Below are 21,832 nucleotides of genomic sequence, written 5' to 3' on the forward strand. Positions count from 1 at the left end.
GCGTGCAAGGTCGGGATGGAAACCGGTGCTGGACGTCACGCTGTCTTTTCTACCGTGCCCGGAATCTGTCGACGTCGTTTTTCACGCCAGGGTCGTCGATCCGGCCCGCGCACAGCCCTGCCGTGGAAAGCGGCGAAGCTACTTCAGCTCTACTTCAGCAGCGGGTCGCGGGGCAGGCCCAGGATGCGCTCGGCGATCGTGTTCCGGGTGATCTCCGACGTGCCGCCCGCGATCGTCATCGCCCGGTTGCCCAGGTAGGCGCGGGTCAGCTTCGGTGTCTGCCCGGTCACCCCGGCCGACCCGACGAGATCCATGCCGAGTTCGGTCAGATGCTGGGAGTGCTCGGCCACCAGCAGCTTGGTGACGTTGCCCTCGGGGCCGGGTTCGGTACCGGCGATGGCCCGGCTGACCCGGCGTAGGTTCAGCAGCCGCAACGTGTGGCCGACGGCGATCACCTCACCGGCCCGGCGGACATAGCGGGCGCCGTCGGGATCCGCGTCGATCAGGGCGACCAGTTCGTCGGCGTCGAATCCGGTCGGGGCAGCCGAGCCGCCGCCGATCGAGATGCGCTCGTTGCCGAGGGTGGCCCGGGCCACCAGCCAGCCCTTGTTCACGTCGCCCACGACATCGGCGTCCGGAACGAACACGTCGTCGAAGAACACCTCGTTGAAGTGGGCGTCACCGGTCAGGCCCCGCAACGGATTGACGGTCACTCCAGGGGCTTTCATGTCGATCGCCATCATCGTGACACCGGCGTGCTTGGGCGCCTCGGGGTCGGTGCGCACGGTGGCCAGCCCCCACTGGCAGTGCTGCGCCAGGCTGGTCCAGACCTTCTGGCCGGTCACCCGCCAGCCGCCGTCGACTTTCTTGGCGGCGGTGCGCACCGCGGCCGCATCCGAACCGGCGCCCGGCTCGGAGAACAGCTGGCACCACATCACCTCACCGCGGAGCACGGGCTCCACCCAGCGCTCGCGCTGATCGTCGGTGCCGGCCTGGGCGATGGTCAGCGTCACCCAACCGGTGATCCCCATGTCCGCGCGCTCGATGTCGGCGAACTCCTCTTCGATCACCAACTGCTCCAACACATTTGCGGCGCGTCCGTACGGCTTGGGCCAGTGCGGCACCAGGTAACCGGAGTCCACCAGGTAGTCGCGGCGCTTGTCCTCGGGCAGTTCCTTCACGGCCGACGCCGCCGCCTGTGCGTCCTGGCGGTACTGCTCGGCCTCGTCCGGCAGGGCGAAGGACGCCCCGTGGGCCTGCCCGGTGCGTTGCCCCTCGACCACGTCGATCAGCGGATCGGCGCCGTCACCGAGCACCGCGGCCAGCGTCCGGGCCCGACGCAGGTAGAGATGCGCGTCGTGTTCCCAGGTGAACGCGATGCCACCGTGCAGTTGAACATTGTTCTGCGTGCAGAAGATCTGCGCCCGGATGGCGTGCGCGGCGGCCACCGCGGCGGCGAACCAGGCCCCGTCGAGGTCGTCGGCGCGGGCGGCATCCCAGACTGCGGCGGTGGTTTGCTCGGCGTCGACGAGCATGTTGGCGGCGTGGTGCTTGACCGCTTGGAACGTGCCGATGGTGCGGCCGAACTGCTCGCGCACCTTGGCGTAGTCGACGGCCATGTCCAGTGCGGCCAAGGAGACTCCGACGGCTTCTGCCGAGCCGAGGATGCGGAACACCGTGCGCGCTCCGCGGGCGGCGCCGCGCAGGATCCGGCTCTCGTCGACGGCCACCGCGCGCAGGTCGACGGAGCCGATGCTGCGGGTGGTGTCCAGGGAGTCCTCGGCGGTGACGGTGATCCCGTCGGCGGTGGAGTCCAGGATGACGACGTCGTCTCCGGCGGCGAGCACGAGAACCTGCGCGTCGGGCGCCCCGAGCACGGCGCGGGCCTGCCCGCCGAGCCGGCCGTCGTCGCCGATGGTCACCGAGCCGGCAAGCCCGAGGGAGGCTACCGTCGCACCGCCGGCCAGGTCTGGAAGTAGTTCGGCGCGAACGGAATCCGGGGCGAAGCGGTCGATGACCACCGCCGCGGACACCGTCGGCAGGAACGGGCCGGGGGTCAGTTCCCGGCCGGCCACCTCGGCGACCACTGCCAGTTCGGGCAGGCCGAACCCGGAACCGCCGTGCTCTTCGGAGATGGCCAGGCCGTTCCAGCCGAGGTCGGCGCCGGCGGCCCAGATGTCGGCGGGGTAGCGGCCGGGGGTCTCCAGTGTGGCGCGCGCGGCGGCCCGGCTGTCGAGCCGGTTCAACTGTCCGAGCGCCGACTCGGCGAGGTCCTGGTGCTCTTCGGTGATGGCCAGCGCAGAATGGGTCATGGTCAGCGAAGCTAACGGCGGCGGGTGCCGACGTCGACGTGATCCAGGTCACAACACGACGGCTAGTGAACAACTCGGCGAAGTTGTCACCTGAGTCCAACCCCGGCGGGGTAGGCTCGCGAAATGACGGCACGACCGGATAACCGGTACCCCGCACCGACTCTCGCCGATCGGGCGCGATGGTTGCTGACGGCCAAGCCCGCGGACCATATGCTGGCGCTGAGCGTGGCATCAGCTTCGCTGCCGGTCGTCGGCAAGCACCTGGAACCGTTCGGAGCCATGGCCGCGATGGGTGTGTGGGGCTTCCGTAACCTGCCCGAGTTCGTCACCGCCTCGGCGAAGTCCTGGCTGGCCCCCGGTGCCGCCGGAATTCGCAAGTCCGAGCGCGAGCAGACCAATGCCGTGGTGCAAGAGGCCATGCGTGGCGTGGTGTCCGCGGCTGACCTGGCCGTCGACTGGCCGGCGCCGGACAACATGCCGCCGCTGTGGCGCACCCGTGAGTACCGTCGCGACGTGTACCGGACCTCGGTGCGCTACGGCGACGACCCGTCGCAGCTTCTCGATGTCTGGCGGCCCCGGGACCTGCCCGCCGAACCGGCGCCCGTGCTGCTGTTCGTGCCGGGTGGCGCCTGGGTGCACGGTGGCCGGGTCTTGCAGGGGTATGCCCTGTTGTCGCATCTGGCGCGACAGGGGTGGGTGTGCCTGTCCATCGACTACCGGGTGGCCCCGCATCACCGCTGGCCGCGGCATCTCACCGACGTCAAGGCGGCGATCGCGTGGGCACGGGCCAATGTCGACAAGTTCGGTGGCGACCGCAACTTCGTCGCCGTCGCGGGCTGCTCGGCCGGCGGCCACCTCGCCGCGCTGGCCGGCCTCACCCCCAACCACCCCGATCTGCAGGGCGACCTGCCCGACGGCTCCGACACCACCGTCGACGCCGTTGTCGGTATCTACGGACGCTACGACTGGGAGGACCGCTCCACCGAGGAGCGGATCCGCTTCGTCGACTTCCTGGAACGAGTCGTGGTGGGCCGCAAGCTCGACCGGTACCCCGAGATCTTCCGGCTGGCCTCGCCGATCGCCCAGGTTCACCCCGACGCTCCGCCGTTCCTGGTCATCCACGGCACCGGCGACAGTGTCATCCCGGTGGCCCAGGCCCGCAGCTTCGTCGACCGGCTCAAGGCCGTGTCCCGATCGGTGGTCGGCTACATTGAACTGCCGGGTGCCGGGCACGCCTTCGACATGACCGACGGGGCCCGAACTGGAGCGATGGCGACCGCAATTGGGTTGTTCCTCAACCAAATTCACAGAAACAGGGCGATTGACCGGACTAAAGCGGTTATATAGACGCCTCCACACCTGGGGAGGGGCACCGTGAAGCGGTTGAGTGGGTGGGACGCGTTTCTGCTGTACACAGAGACGCCCACCGTGCACATGCACACATTGAAGATCGCCGTCATCGCGCTCGACGATCTTGGGGGACGAAAGTTCGGGATCGACGAGTTCCGTGAGGTGATCCGCGCACGCCTGCACAAGCTCGAACCGTTCTGCTACCAACTCGTCGACATCCCGTTCAAGTTCCACCACCCGATGTGGCGGGAGAACTGCGACGTCGACCTGGAGTACCACGTGCGGCCGTGGCGGGTGCGCGAGCCCGGTGGGCGCCGGGAACTCGACGAGGCCATCGGGCAGATCGGCAGCACCCAGCTGGACCGCAACCGGCCGCTGTGGGAGATGTACTTCGTTGAGGGTCTGGCCAACGATCGGATCGCGGTGGTCAACAAGATTCACCACGCGCTGGCCGACGGTATCGCCTCGGCGAACCTGCTGGCCCGCGGCATGGACCTGCAGGACGGACCGAAACACGACGACGCCTGCTACGCAGCCGATCCGGCGCCGTCGAAGACCGAACTCGTGCGCTCGGCGTTCACCGACCACATGCGCCAGCTCGGCCGGCTTCCCGGCACCTTCCGCTACACCGCCCAGGGCTTCGGGCGGGTGCGACGCAGCCACCGCAAGCTGTCACCGGAGCTGACCCGGCCCTTCACCCCGCCGCCCAGCTTCATGAACCACATCCTCGAGGAAAAGCGGCTGTTCGCCACGGCCACCTTGGCCTTGGCCGATGTCAAGGAGACCGGCAAGGCGCTCGGGGTCACGATCAACGACCTGGTGCTGGCGATGTCCTCAGGGGCGCTGCGCAAACTGTCGCTCAAATACGACGGTCACGCCGACCATCCGCTGTTGGCCTCGGTGCCGATGAGCTTCGACTTCTCGCCAGACCGTATCTCGGGCAACCGGTTCAGCGGTGTGCTGGTTGCGTTGCCCGTCGATGTCGCCGACACCGCCGAGCGGGTTCGTTGTGCGCACGATGCGGCCGCGCTGGCCAAGGAAAGCCACCAACTGATCGGCCCCGAGCTGATCGCCCGGTGGGCGGCCTACATGCCGCCGGCGCCGGTGGAAGCGGTGTTCAAGTGGCTGGCCAACAAGGACGGCCAGAACAAGGTGCTCAACCTGAACATCTCGAATGTGCCCGGCCCGCGCGAGCGCGGCAAGGTCGGTGGTGCCACGGTCACCGAGATCTATTCGGTGGGGCCCATCACCACCGGCAGCGGGCTCAACATCACGGTCTGGAGCTACGTCGACCAACTCAACATCTCGGTGCTCTCCGACGAGGCCACCGTCGACGATCCACACGAGGTCACCGACGGCATGCTCGAGGAGTTCCGTGAAATCCGCCGGGTGGCAGGGCTTTCCGATCAGCTGACGGTGGTCGACTCCGCGATGCCGCAATAGCCCTGCCCCGCGAGCGTGCGTGTCTGCCCCTGGACACGCCGTCAAGCCTCGACAGTTGGCGCACGCTCGCCGGAGCCCGGCCGCGTCGGGATTCCGTATGGCCTGTCCATCCGGCAACTCTTGACGTAGGATTTTTCCAACTAGGACTTGGATAAACTCCTGTGGAGGCTGCCGTGCGCGTCGAAGTTGACCTGGATCGCTGTGAAGGCAACGCCATCTGCGAGAAGCTCGCGCCGCAACTGTTCGAGCTCGACGAGGACGACTACTCGGTCGTCAAACTCGATCCGGTACCACCGGAGTTCGAAGAGCTCGCCGCCCGTGCGATCGAGGAATGCCCGCGCGCGGCACTGCGGCGCGGTTAGCCTGCAGCCCGCGAGCGTGCGCAGAAGGTTGCTGTTGCGCGGCGTGTCGGGCGACAGACGCGCACGTTCGCGGTCCTAGCGCCTACTGGATCGGCTCGTCGCCGAGCACCGTGGTGCGCAGCATGTGCCGGGGTGAGTTCGGCTCATACGGCGCGGCGCGGTGCAACACCCCCTGGTTGTCCCAGATGACGGTGTCGCCGACGGACCACTTGTGGCTGTAGACCTTGCCCGGCGTGGTGGCGTGGTCGAGGAGTTCGGCCAACAGTGCCCGGCCTTCGTCGCGGTCCATGCCGACGATGTAGTCGGCGGAGGCGCCCAGTACCAAGGACTTTCGTCCGTTGCGGTGGGTCCACACCAGTGGGTTCTCGTGTGTCGGGCGAGCGGCCCACCGCGCTTGCTGTTCGGGTGTTGGATCAGGATAGACGCGACGCTGTGAGGCCTCCAGGGAGTGCACCACCCGCAGCGTGGCGTAGCGCTCCTGCTCGGCCTCCGACAGGGATTCGTAGGCCGCATATGCGTTGGCGAACTCTGTTTCCCCGCCGCGGGCGGCCACCTCCACCGCCGAGAGCACCGTGGCCTTCTGCGGGCATTCGTCGTGCATGGGGGTGCAGCCGTCGATGTGCCAGTCGAAGGTGGCCTTGAGGTACTCGGCTGCCTTGTTCTTCGACTTGTCCAGGGTGATCGGGTAGATGCCCGCCACGGGGTGATGACCGTCGGCGGAGTGGTCGATCTCGCCGAGGCGCCGCGACAATGCGACTTGGGCCTGCGGATCGAGGTGCAGGTCGTGGAAGACCAGCACGCCGTTGTCTTCGAGGGCGTCCAGGATGGCCGCGCCCAGGCTGTCGTCGGCGCCGAGGCGCTCGGGATCGACGCCGACAACTTCTGCGCCCACCGACGTGGTCAGCTTGTTGATGGTCAACACACTCATTCGGTGTGCCCTTTCGTGTTCGGTGGCGGTTATGGCCGTGGTTCTCCGGTGCGGACCATGACGGCATCGGCGGAGTCAGTCGGGGCCGGCTGGTGCATGATCTCCACCGACATCGCGACCATGATCAACGAATAGATCAAGTGCAGGAGGTTGATCGCGTCGTCGGGCATGTCGTCGAGCGGAAACTTGTCGCAGTACTCGATCGCCTCTTCCAGCCGCGGGAAGAACGCGTCATAGAACTCGTGCATCTCCGGCATGGCGCTGGCCAGGCGACGTTCCCAGCGTTCGGTCTCGGTTGCCAGACACCAGGTTTCGGCGTATGGCTCCAGTTCGGCGAAGGCGCTGGGTAACCGCGGGGAGGTCATCGTGAGGTTCCCGCCGGGGTGAGGTCGCGCTGATACGCCTCGACCCAGTCGACCGCCGTCTTGTGCAGATGGCGCACCAGGATCTCCTGATCGTTGAGCGGGTAGTCGTCGATGACGTCGTACTCGAGCGCGGCCTGGGTGCCGCCGAGCATGCCGGCATCCTGCAGGGCGAACTCCTTGAGCACCACGGCGGCCACCTCGTGCTCGATGCGTTCACGCACGGTGCGGGCCGGGTGGAAATACGTGAAGGCCTCGTACCGGTGGGTGTTGTGCGAGGTCGGCCAGTACCGGTACAGCAGGTACCAGCCGCCGTAGATCAGGATCTCGATGTTGGGGAAGATCTGGAAGTTGCTGATCCCCCACGGCTCGATGTTGCCCGGGTTGAGTCCGTGCATCGGCAATTCACCCAGGTCGGGGGTGCGCCACGGACCCACCAGCCCGCTCTGGGTGGCCCGCTCGATCGGGTACATGTACTCGGGTGCCAGCAGCCAGCGCCGGGTGCCCGCCGTGGAGACGAGCCGGTGCGGACCGTCCAGCTGGAAATGGCCACAGGTGAAGCCGGCGTTGGGATCTCGGACCTCCGGCGGCACCTGCTGGGTGTGCAGCGACGGCACGTGGTAGTACTCCTGGAAGGCGTCGGCGAAGATCTTCCAGTTGCTGTTGTTGTGCGCCACCCAGTCGTAGCGCTCCGACAGCTTGTCGAAGGGATAGTCGTCGAGCGCGGTGACCATGGGACCGAGGAACTCCCGCAGGCTTTGGCGCGGTTCCCGGTCGAAGTTGACGAACACGAAGCCGGCCCAGACGTCGCAGTGCACCGGTACCAGGCCGTAGTCGGCGAGGTTGAATTCGGTGAAGTGGTCCGCATCGGGCGCCGAGGTCAGCCGGCCGTCCAGCCCGTAACGCCAGCCGCAGTGCCGGCACTCGAATTCGTCTCCGGCGTTACGCAATTCGGTGGCCCGGAAGTCCACGGGCACGACGGTGTGCCCGCGTCGACGGCACAGGTTGTGGAAGGCGCGGATGGTGCCGTCGTGGTCTTTGACCAGCAGCAGCGAGGCATCGGCCGCCTCGATCTGGCGGGTGATGTAACTGCCGGCCTCCGGCGTCTCCTCCACCCGGCTGACGTTGAGCCACGCGCGCTTGAAGATCGCCTCGCGTTCCATGGCGTAGAACTCTTCGGAGATGGAGTCGCGGAACGGGATCGGGCCGGTGCCCAGGTCGGGATAGTGTTCGGTCCAGGATCCCTCGGCCGGTTTGGGCCACTTGGTTGCCATGCGAACCTCCGTGTGACTAGTGGTTTTCCAATTGTCGAGCCGGGTCTACACGACCGCTACATCACGGAGCCGCCGTTGACCCCGAGGGTCTGGCCGGTGATGAAGCCGGCCTCCTCGGAGCACAGGAACCCCACGGCCGCAGCGATATCCGCACCGGTGCCCAACCTGCCGAGGGGGATGTTGGCGGCGATGGTCTCATTGGGCGGCAGATAGCCCGCCGCTTGGGACTGGTGCTGCATCGGAGTCTCGATTCCCGACGGCGGGATGTTGTTCACCGTGATGCCGTGCGGGGCGTATTCGCGGGCCAGCGACTTCGTCAAGGTCAGCAGCGCCCCTTTCGACGCGGCGTAGTGGGCCGCAAACGGCGTGCCGCGCTGGGCGCTCGACGAGGAGATCATCACGATGCGGCCCCATCCGGCGTCGACCATGTCGGGCACGGCCACCTGAGCACACCGGAACGTGCCGCTCAGGTTCACCTGGATCATCTGCTCCCAGGACTGTTCGGTGATCTCGGCGAACGATGCGTACCCGAACATGCCGGCGCTGGTGACCAGGATGCCGACCGGCCCGAGTTCGCCGCGCACCTTGCCGAAGGCCTCTTCCACCGCGGCCCGATCGCTGACATCGGCACCGACGGCGAAGGCGGTGACGCCGGCCGCCCGCAGGTCGTCGGCGACCCGTTGAGCGGCATCGGCATTCAGGTCCAGCACGGCGACCTTGTGGCCGCGCCGGCCCAGCTCGTGGCAGGTCGCTTCACCCATCCCGGAGGCCCCGCCGGTCACCACGGCCACCCTGTTCGTCACGTCAGCCACCTCATTCGTAGACCACTCTCACTGTGCGACTGGTGGGTAGCGCCTGACAGGTCACCACCCAGCCGCCGGCGACCTCGTCGTCGTCGAGGGCGTCGTTGTTGAGCATGCGTGCGCTGCCCTCGACCACCTGCGCCATACAGGTTCCGCACGAACCGGTTTCGCACGACGACGGCGCCTTCAGGCCGGCCAGTCGGGCGGTCTGCAACAGGGTGTTCCCGGCGCGGTACGGCGCGGTGACGGTGCTGCGGTCGAGTTCGATCGTCACCTCTTCGGTGACCGCGGGTTCGGCTGGGTCTGGCACGGGCACGGCGGCCACGCTGAAGCGCTCCAGATGCACCTGCTGCTTGGGTACCCCGGCGTCGAGGAGGACCCTTTCGACGGTGTCCATGAACGGCGCGGGTCCGCAGACGTAGTAATCGGTTTCCGCGTGGCTACCGTCGGCGATGAAGTCGACGATGTGTTGCGGCGAGACGACGCCGTCCAGATCGTCGAGGTGATGGTGCACCGCAAGGCGCTCGCTGTGGGTGTCGACGAGGGCGGCCAACGCCTCCCGGAAGATCACCGAGTCGAGATTGCGGTTGGCGTAGAACAGTCGAGTGCTGCCGGTGGTGGCGGCAAGTGCCGACTGCACCAACGAGAACACCGGGGTGATGCCGCTGCCGCCGGCGAAGGTGACGACGTTGCGCGCGCCGGCGGTGAGGACGAAGCGGCCTTCGGGTGGTGCGACGTGCAGTTCGTCGCCCACGCGCACAGTGTCGTTGATCCAGTTGGAGACCAGGCCGTCGCGATCACGCTTGACGGTGATCCGCAGGTCGGGATCGACGGCCGGCGACGATGACATCGAGTAGCACCGGCGGTGTTCGGTCCCATCGATTCTCGGCCGAATGGTGATGAATTGCCCTGCCGCATAACGGAACCGGTCTTTGGTCGGCTCGGGGATATCGAGCACCAGGGACACCGCGTCGGAGGTCTCCCGGATCACCTGCTTGATCAGCGCGGGGATGAACCCGTCGGCGTCGGTCACGTCGGCGGATTCCAGGCGGGGTGTCGTCGTCGATGTCTCCATCGCGGCCAACAATATCAAGTACTTGTCATTAATCTCAAGTGATAGATAACGACTGTCGTGGGGAGGCATGACCAACTCTGGTGGAGGCGCGCAGACGGTCCGCCAGCGCCGTCATTTCGCCTGGTCGGCGCGCTCGATTACCTGTCGGTAACTCTGAGGCTCTAGGCTGCGGTCCGACGCTCGCGGTGATTGTGCCGCTCTACCTGCCGCACACACCCCGAGGACACCTTGATGGCGATCGCCGATGTTCCCGCCTACCTGCATCTCAGCAGCGCCGACGTCGAAAAGATCGCCGATGAACTCGATGCCATCCGCCGCGACGTCGAGGAGTCGCTCGGGGCGCCCGACGCGGCCTACATCCGGCGGGTGATCCATTTCCAGCGCGCGCTCGATGTCGCCGCGAGACTGATGATCGTCGGCACGCGATCGAAGGCCGGATGGTTGGCGGGGACGTGCGCGCTGGCATATGCGAAGTCCATCGAGAACATGGAACTCGGCCACAACATCTCCCACGGCCAGTGGGATTGGATGAACGATCCCGAGATCCACTCCAGCACCTGGGAGTGGGACATGGTCGGGCATTCCGCGCAGTGGCGGTACTCGCACAACTACCGGCATCACGTGTACAGCAATGTGCTCGGGATGGACGAGGACATCGGCTACCGCCTGCATCGGGTCACCACCGACCAGCCGTGGCGCTGGGTCCACTTGGCAACTCCGGTGCGGAACCTGGTGCTGGCCGCGATGTTCGAGTGGGGCATCGCCCTGCATGGCCTGCACTCCGAGCGTTTGCGGCATGAGACGCCAGACGGCCTTGCCGTGGAGAAGCGGAAGTTCTTCGGCAAGATCGCCCGCCAGCTGAGCAAGGATTACGTGGTCCTGCCCGCCCTGAGCCTGCGCCGGTGGCGTCGGACTCTGGCGGCCAACATCACCGCGAATGTGGTCCGGAACCTGTGGGTGTACGTGAACATCATCTGCGGGCACATTCCCGACGGCACCGAGACATTCGACCCGGCGGTGGTCACCGACGAGACCAAAGGCGAGTGGTATCTGCGGCAAATGGTCGGGACGGCAAACTTCAACGCGAGCCGGCTGCTGGCGTTCTCAGGCGGTCACCTGTGCTACCAGATCGAGCATCACCTGTTCCCCGACCTGCCGAGCAACCGCCTCCCGCAGGTCAGCGTTCGCGTACGGGAACTGTGCGACAAATACGACCTGCCCTACAACACGGCATCGCTTCCGCGCCAGTACTTCCGGACGCAGCGGATCATCCACGGGTTGGCGTTTCCCGACTGGATGGTGAGCATCGGCCGCCGACGCCGCAAATAGGCCGGCCCCCACCGGGAGACGTCATGGGTCGATGTGATCGGCGTGCGGCGTGTGGCCCGTACCTTGTTCGATCACCCGGCGCAGCAGAGCCTTCAACTGCTCCTGCTCGTCGGTACTGAGCACCCCGAACACCCGGTCGTGGGCGGCGACGGCATCGGCGACCACCGCCGAGGCCACCGCCCGACCCTCGTCGGTCAGAAAGACCTGAAGGATGCGGCCGTGCTGGGGGTCCTGCTTGCGCTCGACCAGGCCACGCTTCTCCAGCGCGGTGAGCGCGAGTTGTACACCCTGCGGCGTGATCAACAGACGGCGGGCCAACTCGGCCCCCGACAGGCCCGGTTGGTTGGCCAACTGCCGCAGGACACCGATCTGAGCGGTGCTGACGCCGTGATCCTTGACCGACTCGTTGACGGCCGTGAGCGAGAAATAGAACGCCTGCTTGAGCCACCACAGGGTGTTCTCGGTGAGGTCCATCTTCTCGTCTCCTGCCACATGCGCGTCAACTCGACGCTAGCGCACCGTGGGTCAGCAGTGTTTGACCACGCTGCCGTCCTTCATCACGAACCGGACGTCGAGTGTCGTCGCGATGTCCACGCTGGGATCGCCGGCGACGGCGATGACGTCGGCCAGATAGCCCGGGGTCAGTTGACCCAGTTCGTCGGCGGCATCGACCAGGTCGGCGGCCACCACCGTGGCGGCCTGTAGGGCCTGCATCGGGGTCATGCCGCGTTCGACGAGGGCAACCAATTCCTTGGCGTTCTCGCCGTGCGGGATCGCCGGCGCATCGGTGCCGCACGCCACGCGCACCCCGGCGGCAATGGCCTTGGGCAGCATGGATTTTGCCCGCGGGAACACGTCGAGTGCCTTCTTGCGCAACTCCGGCGCGATCCGATCGATGGCCATCGCATCGGTGAGATACGTGGTGGACACCAGGAACGTGCCGTGGTCGACCATCATCTGGATCGTCTCGTCGCTGGCCAGGAATCCGTGTTCGATGCAGTCGATGCCGGCGCGGATGCACGCCTGGATGGCGCTGTCCCCGACGGCGTGGGCGGCGACTTTCACCCCGGCGCGGTGGGCTTCGTCGGCGATCGCGGCGAACTCGGCATCGGAGTACTGCTGGGCACCCGGTGCGGTGCTGTGGGACATCACGCCGCCGGAGGCCGACACCTTGATCAGCTTGGCGCCGTGGCGGATCTGGTAACGCACACACGCGATGACGTCGGGGACACCGTTGGCAATGCCCTCGGCGACCGACAGCGGCATGATGCCCGGCGCCAGCCGCTGGAACACCGTGGGGTCCAGGTGGCCGCCGTAGGGGGTGACCGCGTGTCCGGCCGGGTAGATGCGCGGGCCGACGTGCCAGCCCTGATCGATCGCCCGCTGCAACGCGACGTCGAGCAGATAGCCGCCGGTCTTGACCATCAACCCCAGGTTGCGCACGGTGGTGAACCCGGCGTCCAGCGTGGTGCGGGCGTTGACCGCGCCGCGCAGCGTCCGGTACGCCGGGTCGTCCTGCACCCCGTGCATCGGGGTGGGCAGCCCATTGGGGTTGCCCGGCCCGCCGATCAACAGGTTCAGTTCCATGTCCATCAGGCCAGGGAGCAGCGTGACATCGCCCAGATCGATGGTCGCAGCCGAATCCGGCAGTGGGCCTTCGGGATTGACCGCCGTGATGCGGTTGCCCTCGACGACCACTACGGCCGGGGAGCGGACCTGACCGCCGATGACGTCCACCCACCGGGCGGCGCGCAATACCGTCGGCTGATCGACGGTGCCGGTCACGGCACGGGCTCGACGACGCAGTCCAGCGATGTCGCGCCGGAGTCCGGTACCCGCGGTTGTTTCCAGCATTCCACCGGGAAGGACACCGTGATCATCGAGTACAGCAGGTGCATCAGGTTGAGCACATCCTCGGGCATGTCGTCGAGGCTGAACTTGTCGCAGAAGCTGATGGCTTCCTCCGCGCGCGGGGTGATCGCGTCGTAGAAGGCCTGCATCTCGGTCATCGTCGAGCCCAGCCGTTTGGCGTAGCGCTGCGGTTCACTGGACAGGCACCAATCCGAGAACTGTTCGAGATCGGCGAATTCCGCCGGTAGTTTGCTCATCGGTTCACACTCCCGCAGTCTTGCGCTGGTAGTCCTCGATCCATGCCGCGGTCTCCTTGTGCAGGTGGCGCAGCAGGATCTCCTGGTCGCACAGCAGGAACTCGTCGACCACCCGGGTCTCGATCGAGCTCTGGGTGGCCTCCAGCGTGTTGGCGTCCTGTAGGCCGTATTCCTTGAACGACACCGCGGCCAGCTCCTGGGCCAACCGCTCCCGCGGCGTGCGCGGCTGCGGGAAGTACAGCGTGCATTCGAAGAGGTGGGTGTTGAACGAGGTCGGCCAGTAGTGGTACGTCAGGTACCAGCCCTGGCCCCAGAACAGCATGACGAAGTTCGGGAAGAGCTGGAAGGAGTCCAGCCCCCACGGATCGCATTTGGCGGGGTTGAGGCCGGCCGGCATCTCGCCCAGGTCCGGCTTGTCCCACGGCCCGAAAAGCCCACTCTGACAGATGTCTTCGATGGGCTTGCGCATCTCGTCGGCCATCTCCCAGGCCCGCACCCCGGACGTGCTGACCAGGCGGTGCGGCCCTTCGATGCGGTAGTGCGGTGCTTCGAAGCCCGCCTCGGCGGCGGCCTTCGAGTAGGCGGTCGGGGATTGGTTCGCATGCAGGATGGGTGCGTGGTAGAACTCCTGGAAGGCATCCATGTAGAGCTTCCAATTCGCTTTCACCTCAGAGCGATAGGTGAACCGTGACGTCATCTTGTCGAACGGATAGCCCGCCAGGTCGGTGATCATCGGGCCCAGGAATTCGCGCAGGGACTGCTCGGGTGTCTTGGCGAAGTTGACGAAGATGAAGCCCTCCCACACCTCGCAATGCACGGGCACGAGGCCGTAGCGACTCTTGTCGAGATCGAAGAACTCGGCCTCCTGCTGGACGAAGGTCAGCCCACCGTCCAGGTCGTATCGCCAGGCGTGGTACTTGCAGGTGAACTGCCGGCACACCCCGCTGGTCTCCTCCAACGGCATGTCATCCCACACCAGTTTGTTGCCACGGTGGCGGCAGACATTGTGGAAGGCCTTGACCTCGCCCGATTTGTTGCGCACCACGATGATCGAGGTGTTGGCCGCCTTCATCTCCCGGGTGAAGTAGCTGCCCGTACGTGAAAGTTGTTCCACCCGGCCGACATTCAACCACGCGCGCTTGAAGATCGCCTGGCGTTCCAGCTCGTAGATCTCCGGGCTGATCGAGTCTTCGTAGGACACCGGCCCGGTGCCCAACTCGGGGTAGTGCTGGGTCCAGCTGCCTTCAGCCGGCTTGGGAAACCGAGCCATGCCCGCTCCTCTGCGATGTGATTCGACAGGCTCGACGGTAGACGGCGGTTCCCTCAATGACAAGTAGTTGATACTCTTATTTCGACTGAGGCGGGAGGGTCCGGATGGATCAGCATCTTGGGGAGTATCTCGGTGTCGAAGCCGACTGGTCGCCGAGCGGCGACCCGGCCGACACGATCGAAATCATCTCGCCGCACACCGAGCAACCCATCGCCCGCGTACCGGCCGCCAGTCTGGCCGACGTCGACGCCGCGGTCGACGCCGCTCGTGCGGCCATCGACCGGGGGCCCTGGCCCCGGTTGGCGCCCGCCGAGCGCATCGCCGCGGTGCGCAGGCTGGCCGGCATCTACGCGCAGCGACGCGACGAGATGGCACAACTGATCTCGGCCGAGATCGGCGCACCGATCAACTTCGCCCAACGCGCGCAGGTCGGGTTGCCGACGATGATGATGTCGGCCTTCTGCGACCTGGCCGAAACCTATCCCTGGCATGAGGTCCGGCGCGGATTCTTCGGGTCCGACGTCCACGTCAAGAGGCAGCCGGTGGGTGTCGTGGCCGCCGTCGTCCCGTGGAACATGCCGCAATTCCTGATCGTCACCAAGCTGATCCCCGCGCTGCTGGCCGGCTGCGCGGTGGTGCTCAAACCCGCGCCCGAATCTCCCTTGGATGCACTGCTTTTGGCCGAGATGCTCAAGGAGGTCGGCCTGCCTGACGGCGTCGTCACCGTCGTGCCGGGCGACGCCGCGGTCGGCAGTCACCTGGTCTCGCACCCCGGCGTCGACAAGGTCTCGTTCACCGGCTCCAGTGCGGCCGGGCGGGCCGTCGCAGCGGCGGCCGCGGCCAACCTGACCAAGGTCAGCCTCGAGCTCGGCGGCAAGTCGGCGGCCATCGTCCTCGATGACGCCGACCCCGAAACCGTCGCCGCCGGCGTCCGGTCGGCCAGCCTGTCCAACAGCGGCCAGATCTGCAATGCGCTGACCCGCATCCTGGTTCCGGCTGCGCGGGCGCAGGACTACGTCGACGCCCTGGCCGCCCGGATGGGCGCTCTCGTCGTGGGCGACCCGGCCGACCCGGCCACCGAGCTGGGGCCGCTGGTGTCGCGTCGGCAGCAGCAGCGGGTGCGCGATTACATCGACCTCGGCCAACGGGAAGGGGCCAGGCTGGTCTGCGGCGGGACCGCCCTGCCCGACGGACTCGACAGCGGCTGGTACGTGCGGCCCACGCTGTTCGCCGACGCCGACAATTCGATGCGCATCGCCCGCGAGGAGATCTTCGGCCCGGTGCTCACCGTGATCGGCTACCGGGACGAGGACGACGCCGTCGCGATCGCCAACGACTCCGACTACGGCCTGGCCGGCTCGGTGTGGACCGCCGACACCGATCGCGGCGTGAGCATCGCCGACCGTGTACAAACCGGCACTTTCGGGGTAAACCAGGGATACACAATGGATCCGTTCGCACCGTTCGGCGGCGTCAAGGACAGCGGGTACGGCCGGGAGCTGGGCCGCGAAGGTCTCGACGGTTACCTCGAGGCCAAGTCCATCGCCGTCGCACCCGCACGTTGAGGGGACGAGCATGACCGTCACAGCTTCGCCGAGGATTCCGGCCACCGAACGCATCGCGGTCCGCTGCGTCGATTCCGATGTGCATCCCGTGCCCCGACGCGGGGACCTGGGCCAGTACCTGCCCGAGCCGTGGCGCACCCGGTATTTCGGTTCGCACGACGTGGGCGATCTCATCTACTACGACGCCCCCGACTACGCGCACGCCTACGCCATGCGCACCGATTCCTTCCCGGCCGACGGTGAATTCGCCGGCAGTGATCCTGACCTCGCCTTCCGGCAGTTGATCATGGAGGCCGGCGCCGACATCGCCATCCTCGAGCCCGCGGCGTACTCGGCGCACATTCCCGAGGCCAACCACGTGATGAACTGTGCGCTCAACGACTGGCAGGCCAACCACTGGCTCGATTCCCACAACAACTGGCACGAACGCTGGCGCGGCTCGATCTGCCTGGCCGTCGAAGCCCCCGAGCTCGGCGCGCAGGAGATCGAACGGTGGGCCGGCCATCCGTACATGGCGCAGATCCTGATCAAGGCGGAGCCGCGGCCGTCGTGGGGCGATCCGAAGTACGACCCGATCTGGGCCGCGGCCACCAGGCACGACATCACGGTGAGCTGCCATCTGTCCCGCGGCGAGTACGAGGAACTGCCGATCCCGCCGGTCGGGTTCCCCAGCTACAACCACGATTTCATGGTCACGTATTCGTTGTTGGCGGCCAACCAGGTGATGAGCCTGATCTTCGACGGGGTGTTCGACCGGTTCCCGACGCTGCGCATCGTGTTCGTCGAGCATGCGTTTACCTGGATCCTGCCGTTGATGTGGCGGATGGATGCGATCTACGAGGCGCGCAAGAGCTGGATGGACATCAAGCGCAAGCCGAGCGAATACGTCAAGGACCACATCAAGTTCACCACCCAGCCCCTGGACTATCCGGAGGACAAGACCGAGCTGTCGCGGGCGTTCGAGTGGATGGAGTGCGACAAGATCCTGCTGTTCTCGTCGGACTACCCGCACTGGACCTACGACGATCCGCGCTGGCTGGTCAAACACCTGCCCGAGCACGCCCGCGAAAATGTGATGTTCCGCAACGGAATTCAGACCTATAAGCTCCCCGAGACCGTGCCGGTGCTCGAAGGTCAGGTGCGCGTCTTCTAGGGCGCGCCCAACTCCTGCGCCGAGACTACGGTTTATCGCCCAAATTCCGGCGAATGACGCCAAGAACCGTAGCGTCGGCGGGACTGAGTCATGGCAGCTTGATCGCCGACACGTACATGTCGACGATCGGCCGATAGAGGTCGACGTCATCGAGCTCGCTGCCCAGCACCACCGAATCGCTGGTGGCGATAAGCACCTGCGCAAAGGTCTTCGGCGGGATCAACAATGTGCCACCGAGTTTCTCGATGCCCTCGACGATGAAGGTCGCCAGCGCGTCGACCACCTCGGATCGCTTGGCCGCGACGCGATCCCGTGATTCCGGGTTTCTGCGGAGGTAGAGCGTGAACTCGTGGCCCAACGCGGCATGCTCGGCGCCGCGGTCCTGGCTCAGCTGGCGCCAACGCGTGGCGATCTCGTCGCGTTCGTGGACACCGACCTGCTTCGCGCTCGACATCACCTCGGCGAAGTTGTCGAAATACCGCCGCCAGTAACGGTCACTCACCGCCAGGAACAGGTCTTCCTTGGTGGCGAAGTGCTTGTAGATCGCACCTTTGGTGTAACCGGCGGCCCGCGCGATGTCGTCCAGAGTGGCTGGCGCAAAACCTCTTTCGGCGAATACCTCTTCGGCGGCATCGAGCAGCACTGAGCGGGTGTGCTCAAGTCTGCGTTCGCGGGTCCAGCGCTCAGCCATGGCAAAAGTCTGCCACAGAATCTGAGTAACCTATTGGAATCTCAGATACCGACGAGTATATTTACCGCATCGGTTGGCCGCGTTCCGCCGAATGCCTCCACGATCGCCAAGGGGAAACCGAACATGAGTGATCTGTCCAAGAAGCCCGCCGTCACCGAATCGGTCGGTGGCATCGCCGAACTCGACAAGCAGGGCCCGCCGTCGTCGAACGCGTACCGAATCTGGGCGACCGTCGGCGGCGCGTTCCTGCTGGTGACGTTGTATGTGTTCACCCGGTGGGTGACCGGGCCATATTTCGAGTCGGTGCCGGGCGGGCCGAGCGAACCACCGATGTACATGAAGATCCCGCTGATCGCCAACGCCGTCGTGCTCTGGGTGGGTCTGCCATTCGCGTTGTGGTTCTTCATTATTCGGCCGTGGCTGCGGGAGCGGCGCATCACGCTCGACGGCATGCTCCTGGTGTCGATGGGCCTGATGATGTTCCAGGATCCGATGCTCAACTACTACAGCACCTGGTGCACGTACAACGCCTGGCTGTTCAACCAGGGGTCATGGGCACCGTACTTCCCGGGTTGGGTGGCGCACGAGGAACCGGGCCATACGGTGCCCGAACCGCTGCTGACCAACATCCCCGGCTACGCCTACGGTGTCCTGCTGCTCACCATCGTCGGCTGCGCGATCATGCGCAAGATCAAGAACCGTTGGCCGGCGATCAGCAATCTGCGGTTGGTCTTGGTCACCTATGCGATCGCGATCGTCTTCGACTTCGTCATGGAGGCCCTGATCATGTTGCCGATCGGGTTCTACTCCTATCCCGGTGCCATCCAGTCCTTGTCGTTCAACGCCGGCACCTACTACCAGTGGCCGATCTACGAGGGCTTCATGTGGGGCGGGGTCCAGACGGCGCTTGTCTGCCTGCGCTTCTTCACCGACGACCGCGGCCGCACCCTGGTCGAACGGGGGATCGACCGGGTCCGCGGCGGGTTTGTCAAACAACAGTTCGTCCGCTTCCTGGCCATCTTCGGCGGTGTCAGCGCATGCTTCTTCCTGTTCTACAACGTTCCCGCGACCTGGCTCGGCACGCAGGCCGATCCGTGGCCGGAGGATGTGCAGAAGCGTTCCTACTTCAATCCCGGCATCTGCGGCGAAGGGACCGACCGACCGTGCCCGAACCCCGACCTGCCGTTACCGACCCACCGTTCGGGCTACATCAACCACGAGGGTGAACTGGTCCTGCCGCAAGGCGTGACCATCCCGCCGGTCGTGCCGATCCAACGGGCGAACAACGATGACGGTCAGTAAGATTCGGCCGATCGGTGAAGCGGGTGCCCCGTCGCCGTACTACCGGGCCGGGGGTGGGGAGATCGAGATCTTCCGCGCGGCCGCCCGCCGCGGCGCGCCGGTGTTGCTCAAAGGTCCCACCGGGTGCGGGAAGACGCGTTTCGTCGAGGCGATGGCGCACGAACTCGGTCGTGAGCTCATCACGGTGGCCGGCCATGAGGACATGACATCGGCGGATCTGGTGGGCCGCTTCCTTTTGAAGGGCGGTGAAACCGTCTGGGTGGACGGCCCGTTGACCAGAGCGGTACGCGAGGGTGCCATCTGCTATCTCGACGAGATCGTGGAGGCGCGGCAGGACACGACGGTGGTCATCCATCCGCTCGCCGATCACCGACGCGAACTGCCCATCGACCGGCTCGGCACCACGCTGCCCGCGGCGCCGGGCTTTCAACTGGTGATCTCCTACAACCCCGGCTACCAGAGCATCCTCAAAAGCCTCAAAGACTCGACCCGACAACGCTTTGTCGCAATCAGCCTGGACTTCCCGGCCGCCGAGACCGAGACCCAGATCGTGGCCCACGAGGCCGGGATCGACTCCACCACTGCGGAATCGCTGGTCCGGCTCGGAAACGCCATCCGAGGTCTGGACGGCTCGGCACTGAGCGAGGTGGCCTCGACCCGCATGCTGATCCTCGCCGGCGGGCTGGTCGCCGAAGGTCTCAGTCTGCGCGACGCGATCCAGTCCGCGGTGGTGGAGGTGCTCTCGGACGATCCCGATGTGATCCGGGGTCTCGGGGAACTCGTCGACGCCGTCCTGTCACGGTGAACATCGGTTACCCCGAGCCGCACCACTTTCGGTTCCTGGCCGGTTTCCTCGCCGGGCGGCCGGTCGACGTCGCCGTGGCCCGGGCAGACGAATTGTCCTACACCGACGGCCAGATCATCTTCGTGTCGGCAAATGCCGACCCGGACCGGCAGCGTCGCGAAGTGCTGGTCCAGAGTGCGCTTCTGGGAGCCGGCAGTCTCGAAGGTCAGTACGTCAAGCGGCTGCGGGCCCGGCCTGTGGCGACCCGCCGCTACCTGACGCTGGAAGGCCACCGCGTCCTTGCCGAGCTCAGCCCGCGCGTTGCCCTGGCGGCTGCGGTCTGTCCCGCCTGCGCTGCGCAGTCCACCAATTCGGAGGAATCGCTGCACATTGCCTTGGGCAGAACCACACTCGACGCACCACCGGAGTGGTTCGGGACCATCAAACCGTCCACACTGATCCGCGCCCGCATCGGCGGTGAGCCGGGGTCGCGGGCCACCGATGCCGACGTCCGGATGAACGCCGCGCAACCCGACCCGTCCGAGATGGTTCAGGACGATGACGACGACGGCGGACCGGCCGAGAAGAGCTGGATCCTCAAGCTGTTCGAGGTTCCCATCGGCGCGCAGGCGCCCGCGAGATTCTTGCGCTCGCTGTTCGGCAGTTCTCGCTCGTCCGAAAGTGAGGGTGCCGGTGCGGAGTTGGGCGTCGGATCGATCCGACGGACATCGCGCGCCGGGGTGAATGCGCGTCCCGTACCGACCCCGATTCACTTCACCGGTGCCGAGAAGCCTGTTGCAGCGCTCGCCGTCGGTGGCGCGTGGTATCCGGAATGGGATGTCTTCGGTGACCGGTATCGAGAAGAGTGGTGCCGTGTAATCGACTTTCCCGTCACCGCCACGGTCGACGTCTCAGCCGTCGGTGTGATGTGTGACGCGGTGCTGCGACGCAGACTGGCGCGAGTAGGCCTCGGCCCGAAAGTGTTGCGCGCCCGCGCCGACGGCGACGACGTGGACACCGAGGCGTTGATCGATCTGTTCGTCGATCTGCGCTCAGGCTATTCACCACCCGAGCATGTGTACACCCAGCGCCGCAAGCTTGCTCGCAATCTCGGGGTCCTCATCCTCGTCGACGCATCGGGATCGGCGTCCGACGCCGACGGCGACGGCCTCGCCGTCCATGAACACCAACGCCGTGCGGCTGCGACGCTCGCCGTGACGCTCGAGGAGCTCGGCGACCGCGTCGCGGTGTACGGATTTCGCTCACAGGGGCGTCGCGCGGTGCACCTGCTGGCCGTCAAGACCTTCGGCCACCGCTTCGGGGCCGCCGAACGGGCCCGGCTCAGCCGGCTGCAGCCGTTCGGCTATACCCGGTTGGGGGCCGGTATCCGGGGCGCCGGCGAGATCCTGAAAACTCAAGCCGGAACGCCGAATCGGCTGTTGATCGTGCTCTCCGACGGCTACCCCTACGACGACGGCTACGAAGGCCACTACGCTCGGGCCGACGCCGCCAAGGCCCTCGAGGAACTCAGAGCCGATGGGGTGGCCTGCCTGTGCCTGTCCATCGGTGCGGATGCCGACGCCGACGCACTCGATCAGGTTTTCGGCGCAGCCAGTCATGCCAGTGCTGCCACGTTGGGCGAGCTGAGCCCGCGGATGGACGAGCTGTTCTTGGCGGCCTTACGTGAGCTCGCCGCACCGAAACCGGCCCGGCGAAACTAA

General features: G+C 66.3%; 20 protein-coding genes. 9 read left to right on the forward strand and 11 right to left on the reverse strand.

What is annotated here, in order from left to right:
* Nucleotides 1–149 precede the first annotated feature (149 nt).
* Entirely contained in the window at nucleotides 150–2,312 is a 2,163-nt protein-coding gene (locus A5699_RS08185) for an acyl-CoA dehydrogenase (protein ID WP_067768039.1), read from the reverse strand.
* A gap of 123 nt (nucleotides 2,313–2,435) precedes the next feature.
* On the opposite strand from A5699_RS08185, the gene A5699_RS08190 reads away from it, so the two are divergent.
* From A5699_RS08190 to A5699_RS08200, 3 genes are all read left to right on the forward strand, one after another.
* A complete protein-coding gene (locus A5699_RS08190; protein WP_067768041.1) occupies nucleotides 2,436–3,659 on the forward strand; it encodes an alpha/beta hydrolase in 1,224 nt (407 codons plus the stop codon).
* A 27-nt stretch (nucleotides 3,660–3,686) separates the two neighbouring features.
* On the forward strand, nucleotides 3,687–5,105 hold the full coding sequence (locus tag A5699_RS08195) for a wax ester/triacylglycerol synthase family O-acyltransferase (protein WP_067768043.1): 1,419 nt from the start codon (nucleotides 3,687–3,689) through the stop codon (nucleotides 5,103–5,105).
* A gap of 173 nt (nucleotides 5,106–5,278) precedes the next feature.
* Nucleotides 5,279–5,467 (forward strand): ferredoxin, encoded by a 189-nt coding sequence (locus A5699_RS08200; protein WP_067768097.1) that lies wholly within the window; start codon nucleotides 5,279–5,281, stop codon nucleotides 5,465–5,467.
* 82 nt (nucleotides 5,468–5,549) lie between these two features.
* Here A5699_RS08200 and A5699_RS08205 read toward each other — a convergent pair whose 3' ends face one another.
* The 5 genes from A5699_RS08205 to A5699_RS08225 are packed head-to-tail and all read right to left on the reverse strand — an operon-like array spanning nucleotide 5,550 to nucleotide 9,909.
* Nucleotides 5,550–6,395, reverse strand: coding sequence for a TauD/TfdA family dioxygenase (locus tag A5699_RS08205; protein WP_067768045.1), 846 nt, complete (start codon nucleotides 6,393–6,395; stop codon nucleotides 5,550–5,552).
* Between the two features lie 29 nt (nucleotides 6,396–6,424).
* Nucleotides 6,425–6,760, reverse strand: a complete 336-nt coding sequence (locus A5699_RS08210; protein ID WP_067768047.1) for a hypothetical protein — start codon at nucleotides 6,758–6,760, stop codon at nucleotides 6,425–6,427.
* The gene (locus A5699_RS08215; protein WP_067768050.1) at nucleotides 6,757–8,031 is read right to left on the reverse strand and encodes an aromatic ring-hydroxylating dioxygenase subunit alpha; all 1,275 of its coding nucleotides are present in this window, start codon (nucleotides 8,029–8,031) and stop codon (nucleotides 6,757–6,759) included. Before A5699_RS08215 ends, A5699_RS08210 begins: the two co-directional genes overlap by 4 nt.
* A gap of 56 nt (nucleotides 8,032–8,087) precedes the next feature.
* Nucleotides 8,088–8,834, reverse strand: a complete 747-nt coding sequence (locus A5699_RS08220) for an SDR family NAD(P)-dependent oxidoreductase (RefSeq protein ID WP_082957625.1) — start codon at nucleotides 8,832–8,834, stop codon at nucleotides 8,088–8,090.
* A 10-nt stretch (nucleotides 8,835–8,844) separates the two neighbouring features.
* Nucleotides 8,845–9,909: a ferredoxin--NADP reductase gene (locus tag A5699_RS08225; protein ID WP_067768052.1), complete on the reverse strand. Its 1,065-nt coding sequence runs from the start codon at nucleotides 9,907–9,909 to the stop codon at nucleotides 8,845–8,847.
* Nucleotides 9,910–10,140: 231 nt separating this feature from the next.
* Between A5699_RS08225 and A5699_RS08230 the strand changes: the two genes are divergently transcribed.
* Nucleotides 10,141–11,238, forward strand: coding sequence for an acyl-CoA desaturase (locus A5699_RS08230; protein ID WP_067768054.1), 1,098 nt, complete (start codon nucleotides 10,141–10,143; stop codon nucleotides 11,236–11,238).
* 21 nt (nucleotides 11,239–11,259) lie between these two features.
* Here A5699_RS08230 and A5699_RS08235 read toward each other — a convergent pair whose 3' ends face one another.
* Genes A5699_RS08235 through A5699_RS08250 form a run of 4 tightly spaced genes read right to left on the reverse strand, consistent with a single transcriptional unit; the run spans nucleotide 11,260 to nucleotide 14,616 of the window.
* The gene (locus tag A5699_RS08235) at nucleotides 11,260–11,712 is read right to left on the reverse strand and encodes a MarR family winged helix-turn-helix transcriptional regulator (protein ID WP_067768056.1); all 453 of its coding nucleotides are present in this window, start codon (nucleotides 11,710–11,712) and stop codon (nucleotides 11,260–11,262) included.
* A gap of 51 nt (nucleotides 11,713–11,763) precedes the next feature.
* Nucleotides 11,764–13,023: an amidohydrolase family protein gene (locus A5699_RS08240; protein ID WP_067768058.1), complete on the reverse strand. Its 1,260-nt coding sequence runs from the start codon at nucleotides 13,021–13,023 to the stop codon at nucleotides 11,764–11,766.
* On the reverse strand, nucleotides 13,020–13,346 hold the full coding sequence (locus A5699_RS08245) for a hypothetical protein (protein ID WP_067768060.1): 327 nt from the start codon (nucleotides 13,344–13,346) through the stop codon (nucleotides 13,020–13,022). Before A5699_RS08245 ends, A5699_RS08240 begins: the two co-directional genes overlap by 4 nt.
* 4 nt (nucleotides 13,347–13,350) lie before the next feature.
* Nucleotides 13,351–14,616 carry an aromatic ring-hydroxylating dioxygenase subunit alpha gene (locus tag A5699_RS08250; RefSeq protein WP_067768061.1) on the reverse strand — a complete coding sequence of 422 codons (1,266 nt, stop codon included), beginning with the start codon at nucleotides 14,614–14,616 and terminating at the stop codon, nucleotides 13,351–13,353.
* A 104-nt stretch (nucleotides 14,617–14,720) separates the two neighbouring features.
* On the opposite strand from A5699_RS08250, the gene A5699_RS08255 reads away from it, so the two are divergent.
* Both A5699_RS08255 and A5699_RS08260 read left to right on the forward strand, forming a co-directional pair.
* The gene (locus A5699_RS08255; protein ID WP_067768064.1) at nucleotides 14,721–16,181 is read left to right on the forward strand and encodes an aldehyde dehydrogenase; all 1,461 of its coding nucleotides are present in this window, start codon (nucleotides 14,721–14,723) and stop codon (nucleotides 16,179–16,181) included.
* Between the two features lie 10 nt (nucleotides 16,182–16,191).
* On the forward strand, nucleotides 16,192–17,334 hold the full coding sequence (locus A5699_RS08260) for an amidohydrolase family protein (protein ID WP_067768066.1): 1,143 nt from the start codon (nucleotides 16,192–16,194) through the stop codon (nucleotides 17,332–17,334).
* A gap of 88 nt (nucleotides 17,335–17,422) precedes the next feature.
* Here A5699_RS08260 and A5699_RS08265 read toward each other — a convergent pair whose 3' ends face one another.
* On the reverse strand, nucleotides 17,423–18,025 hold the full coding sequence (locus A5699_RS08265; RefSeq protein ID WP_067768068.1) for a TetR/AcrR family transcriptional regulator: 603 nt from the start codon (nucleotides 18,023–18,025) through the stop codon (nucleotides 17,423–17,425).
* A gap of 123 nt (nucleotides 18,026–18,148) precedes the next feature.
* On the opposite strand from A5699_RS08265, the gene A5699_RS08270 reads away from it, so the two are divergent.
* Genes A5699_RS08270 through A5699_RS08280 form a run of 3 tightly spaced genes read left to right on the forward strand, consistent with a single transcriptional unit; the run spans nucleotide 18,149 to nucleotide 21,832 of the window.
* Complete coding sequence (locus A5699_RS08270) at nucleotides 18,149–19,327, forward strand: spirocyclase AveC family protein (protein WP_067768070.1); 1,179 nt, start codon at nucleotides 18,149–18,151, stop codon at nucleotides 19,325–19,327.
* Nucleotides 19,314–20,132, forward strand: a complete 819-nt coding sequence (locus tag A5699_RS08275) for a CbbQ/NirQ/NorQ/GpvN family protein (protein ID WP_067768072.1) — start codon at nucleotides 19,314–19,316, stop codon at nucleotides 20,130–20,132. The genes A5699_RS08270 and A5699_RS08275 overlap by 14 nt, the downstream gene beginning before the upstream one ends.
* Nucleotides 20,129–21,832: a nitric oxide reductase activation protein NorD gene (locus tag A5699_RS08280; RefSeq protein ID WP_067768074.1), complete on the forward strand. Its 1,704-nt coding sequence runs from the start codon at nucleotides 20,129–20,131 to the stop codon at nucleotides 21,830–21,832. The genes A5699_RS08275 and A5699_RS08280 overlap by 4 nt, the downstream gene beginning before the upstream one ends.

Origin of the sequence: Mycobacterium sp. E802, from assembly GCF_001666875.1 — a bacterium.
Taxonomy (GTDB): Bacteria; Actinomycetota; Actinomycetes; order Mycobacteriales; family Mycobacteriaceae; genus Mycobacterium.

Bases quoted from the DNA above. Each gene is read 5' to 3' on its own strand.
- A5699_RS08235 (WP_067768056.1), bottom strand. From the start codon at position 11,712: ATGGACCTCACCGAGAACACCCTGTGGTGGCTCAAGCAGGCGTTCTAT.
- A5699_RS08225 (WP_067768052.1), bottom strand. From the start codon at position 9,909: ATGGAGACATCGACGACGACACCCCGCCTGGAATCCGCCGACGTGACC.
- A5699_RS08255 (WP_067768064.1), top strand. From the start codon at position 14,721: ATGGATCAGCATCTTGGGGAGTATCTCGGTGTCGAAGCCGACTGGTCG.
- A5699_RS08265 (WP_067768068.1), bottom strand. From the start codon at position 18,025: ATGGCTGAGCGCTGGACCCGCGAACGCAGACTTGAGCACACCCGCTCA.
- A5699_RS08260 (WP_067768066.1), top strand. From the start codon at position 16,192: ATGACCGTCACAGCTTCGCCGAGGATTCCGGCCACCGAACGCATCGCG.
- A5699_RS08275 (WP_067768072.1), top strand. From the start codon at position 19,314: ATGACGGTCAGTAAGATTCGGCCGATCGGTGAAGCGGGTGCCCCGTCG.
- A5699_RS08190 (WP_067768041.1), top strand. From the start codon at position 2,436: ATGACGGCACGACCGGATAACCGGTACCCCGCACCGACTCTCGCCGAT.
- A5699_RS08245 (WP_067768060.1), bottom strand. From the start codon at position 13,346: ATGAGCAAACTACCGGCGGAATTCGCCGATCTCGAACAGTTCTCGGAT.
- A5699_RS08185 (WP_067768039.1), bottom strand. From the start codon at position 2,312: ATGACCCATTCTGCGCTGGCCATCACCGAAGAGCACCAGGACCTCGCC.
- A5699_RS08215 (WP_067768050.1), bottom strand. From the start codon at position 8,031: ATGGCAACCAAGTGGCCCAAACCGGCCGAGGGATCCTGGACCGAACAC.
- A5699_RS08270 (WP_067768070.1), top strand. From the start codon at position 18,149: ATGAGTGATCTGTCCAAGAAGCCCGCCGTCACCGAATCGGTCGGTGGC.
- A5699_RS08230 (WP_067768054.1), top strand. From the start codon at position 10,141: ATGGCGATCGCCGATGTTCCCGCCTACCTGCATCTCAGCAGCGCCGAC.
- A5699_RS08205 (WP_067768045.1), bottom strand. From the start codon at position 6,395: ATGAGTGTGTTGACCATCAACAAGCTGACCACGTCGGTGGGCGCAGAA.
- A5699_RS08250 (WP_067768061.1), bottom strand. From the start codon at position 14,616: ATGGCTCGGTTTCCCAAGCCGGCTGAAGGCAGCTGGACCCAGCACTAC.
- A5699_RS08210 (WP_067768047.1), bottom strand. From the start codon at position 6,760: ATGACCTCCCCGCGGTTACCCAGCGCCTTCGCCGAACTGGAGCCATAC.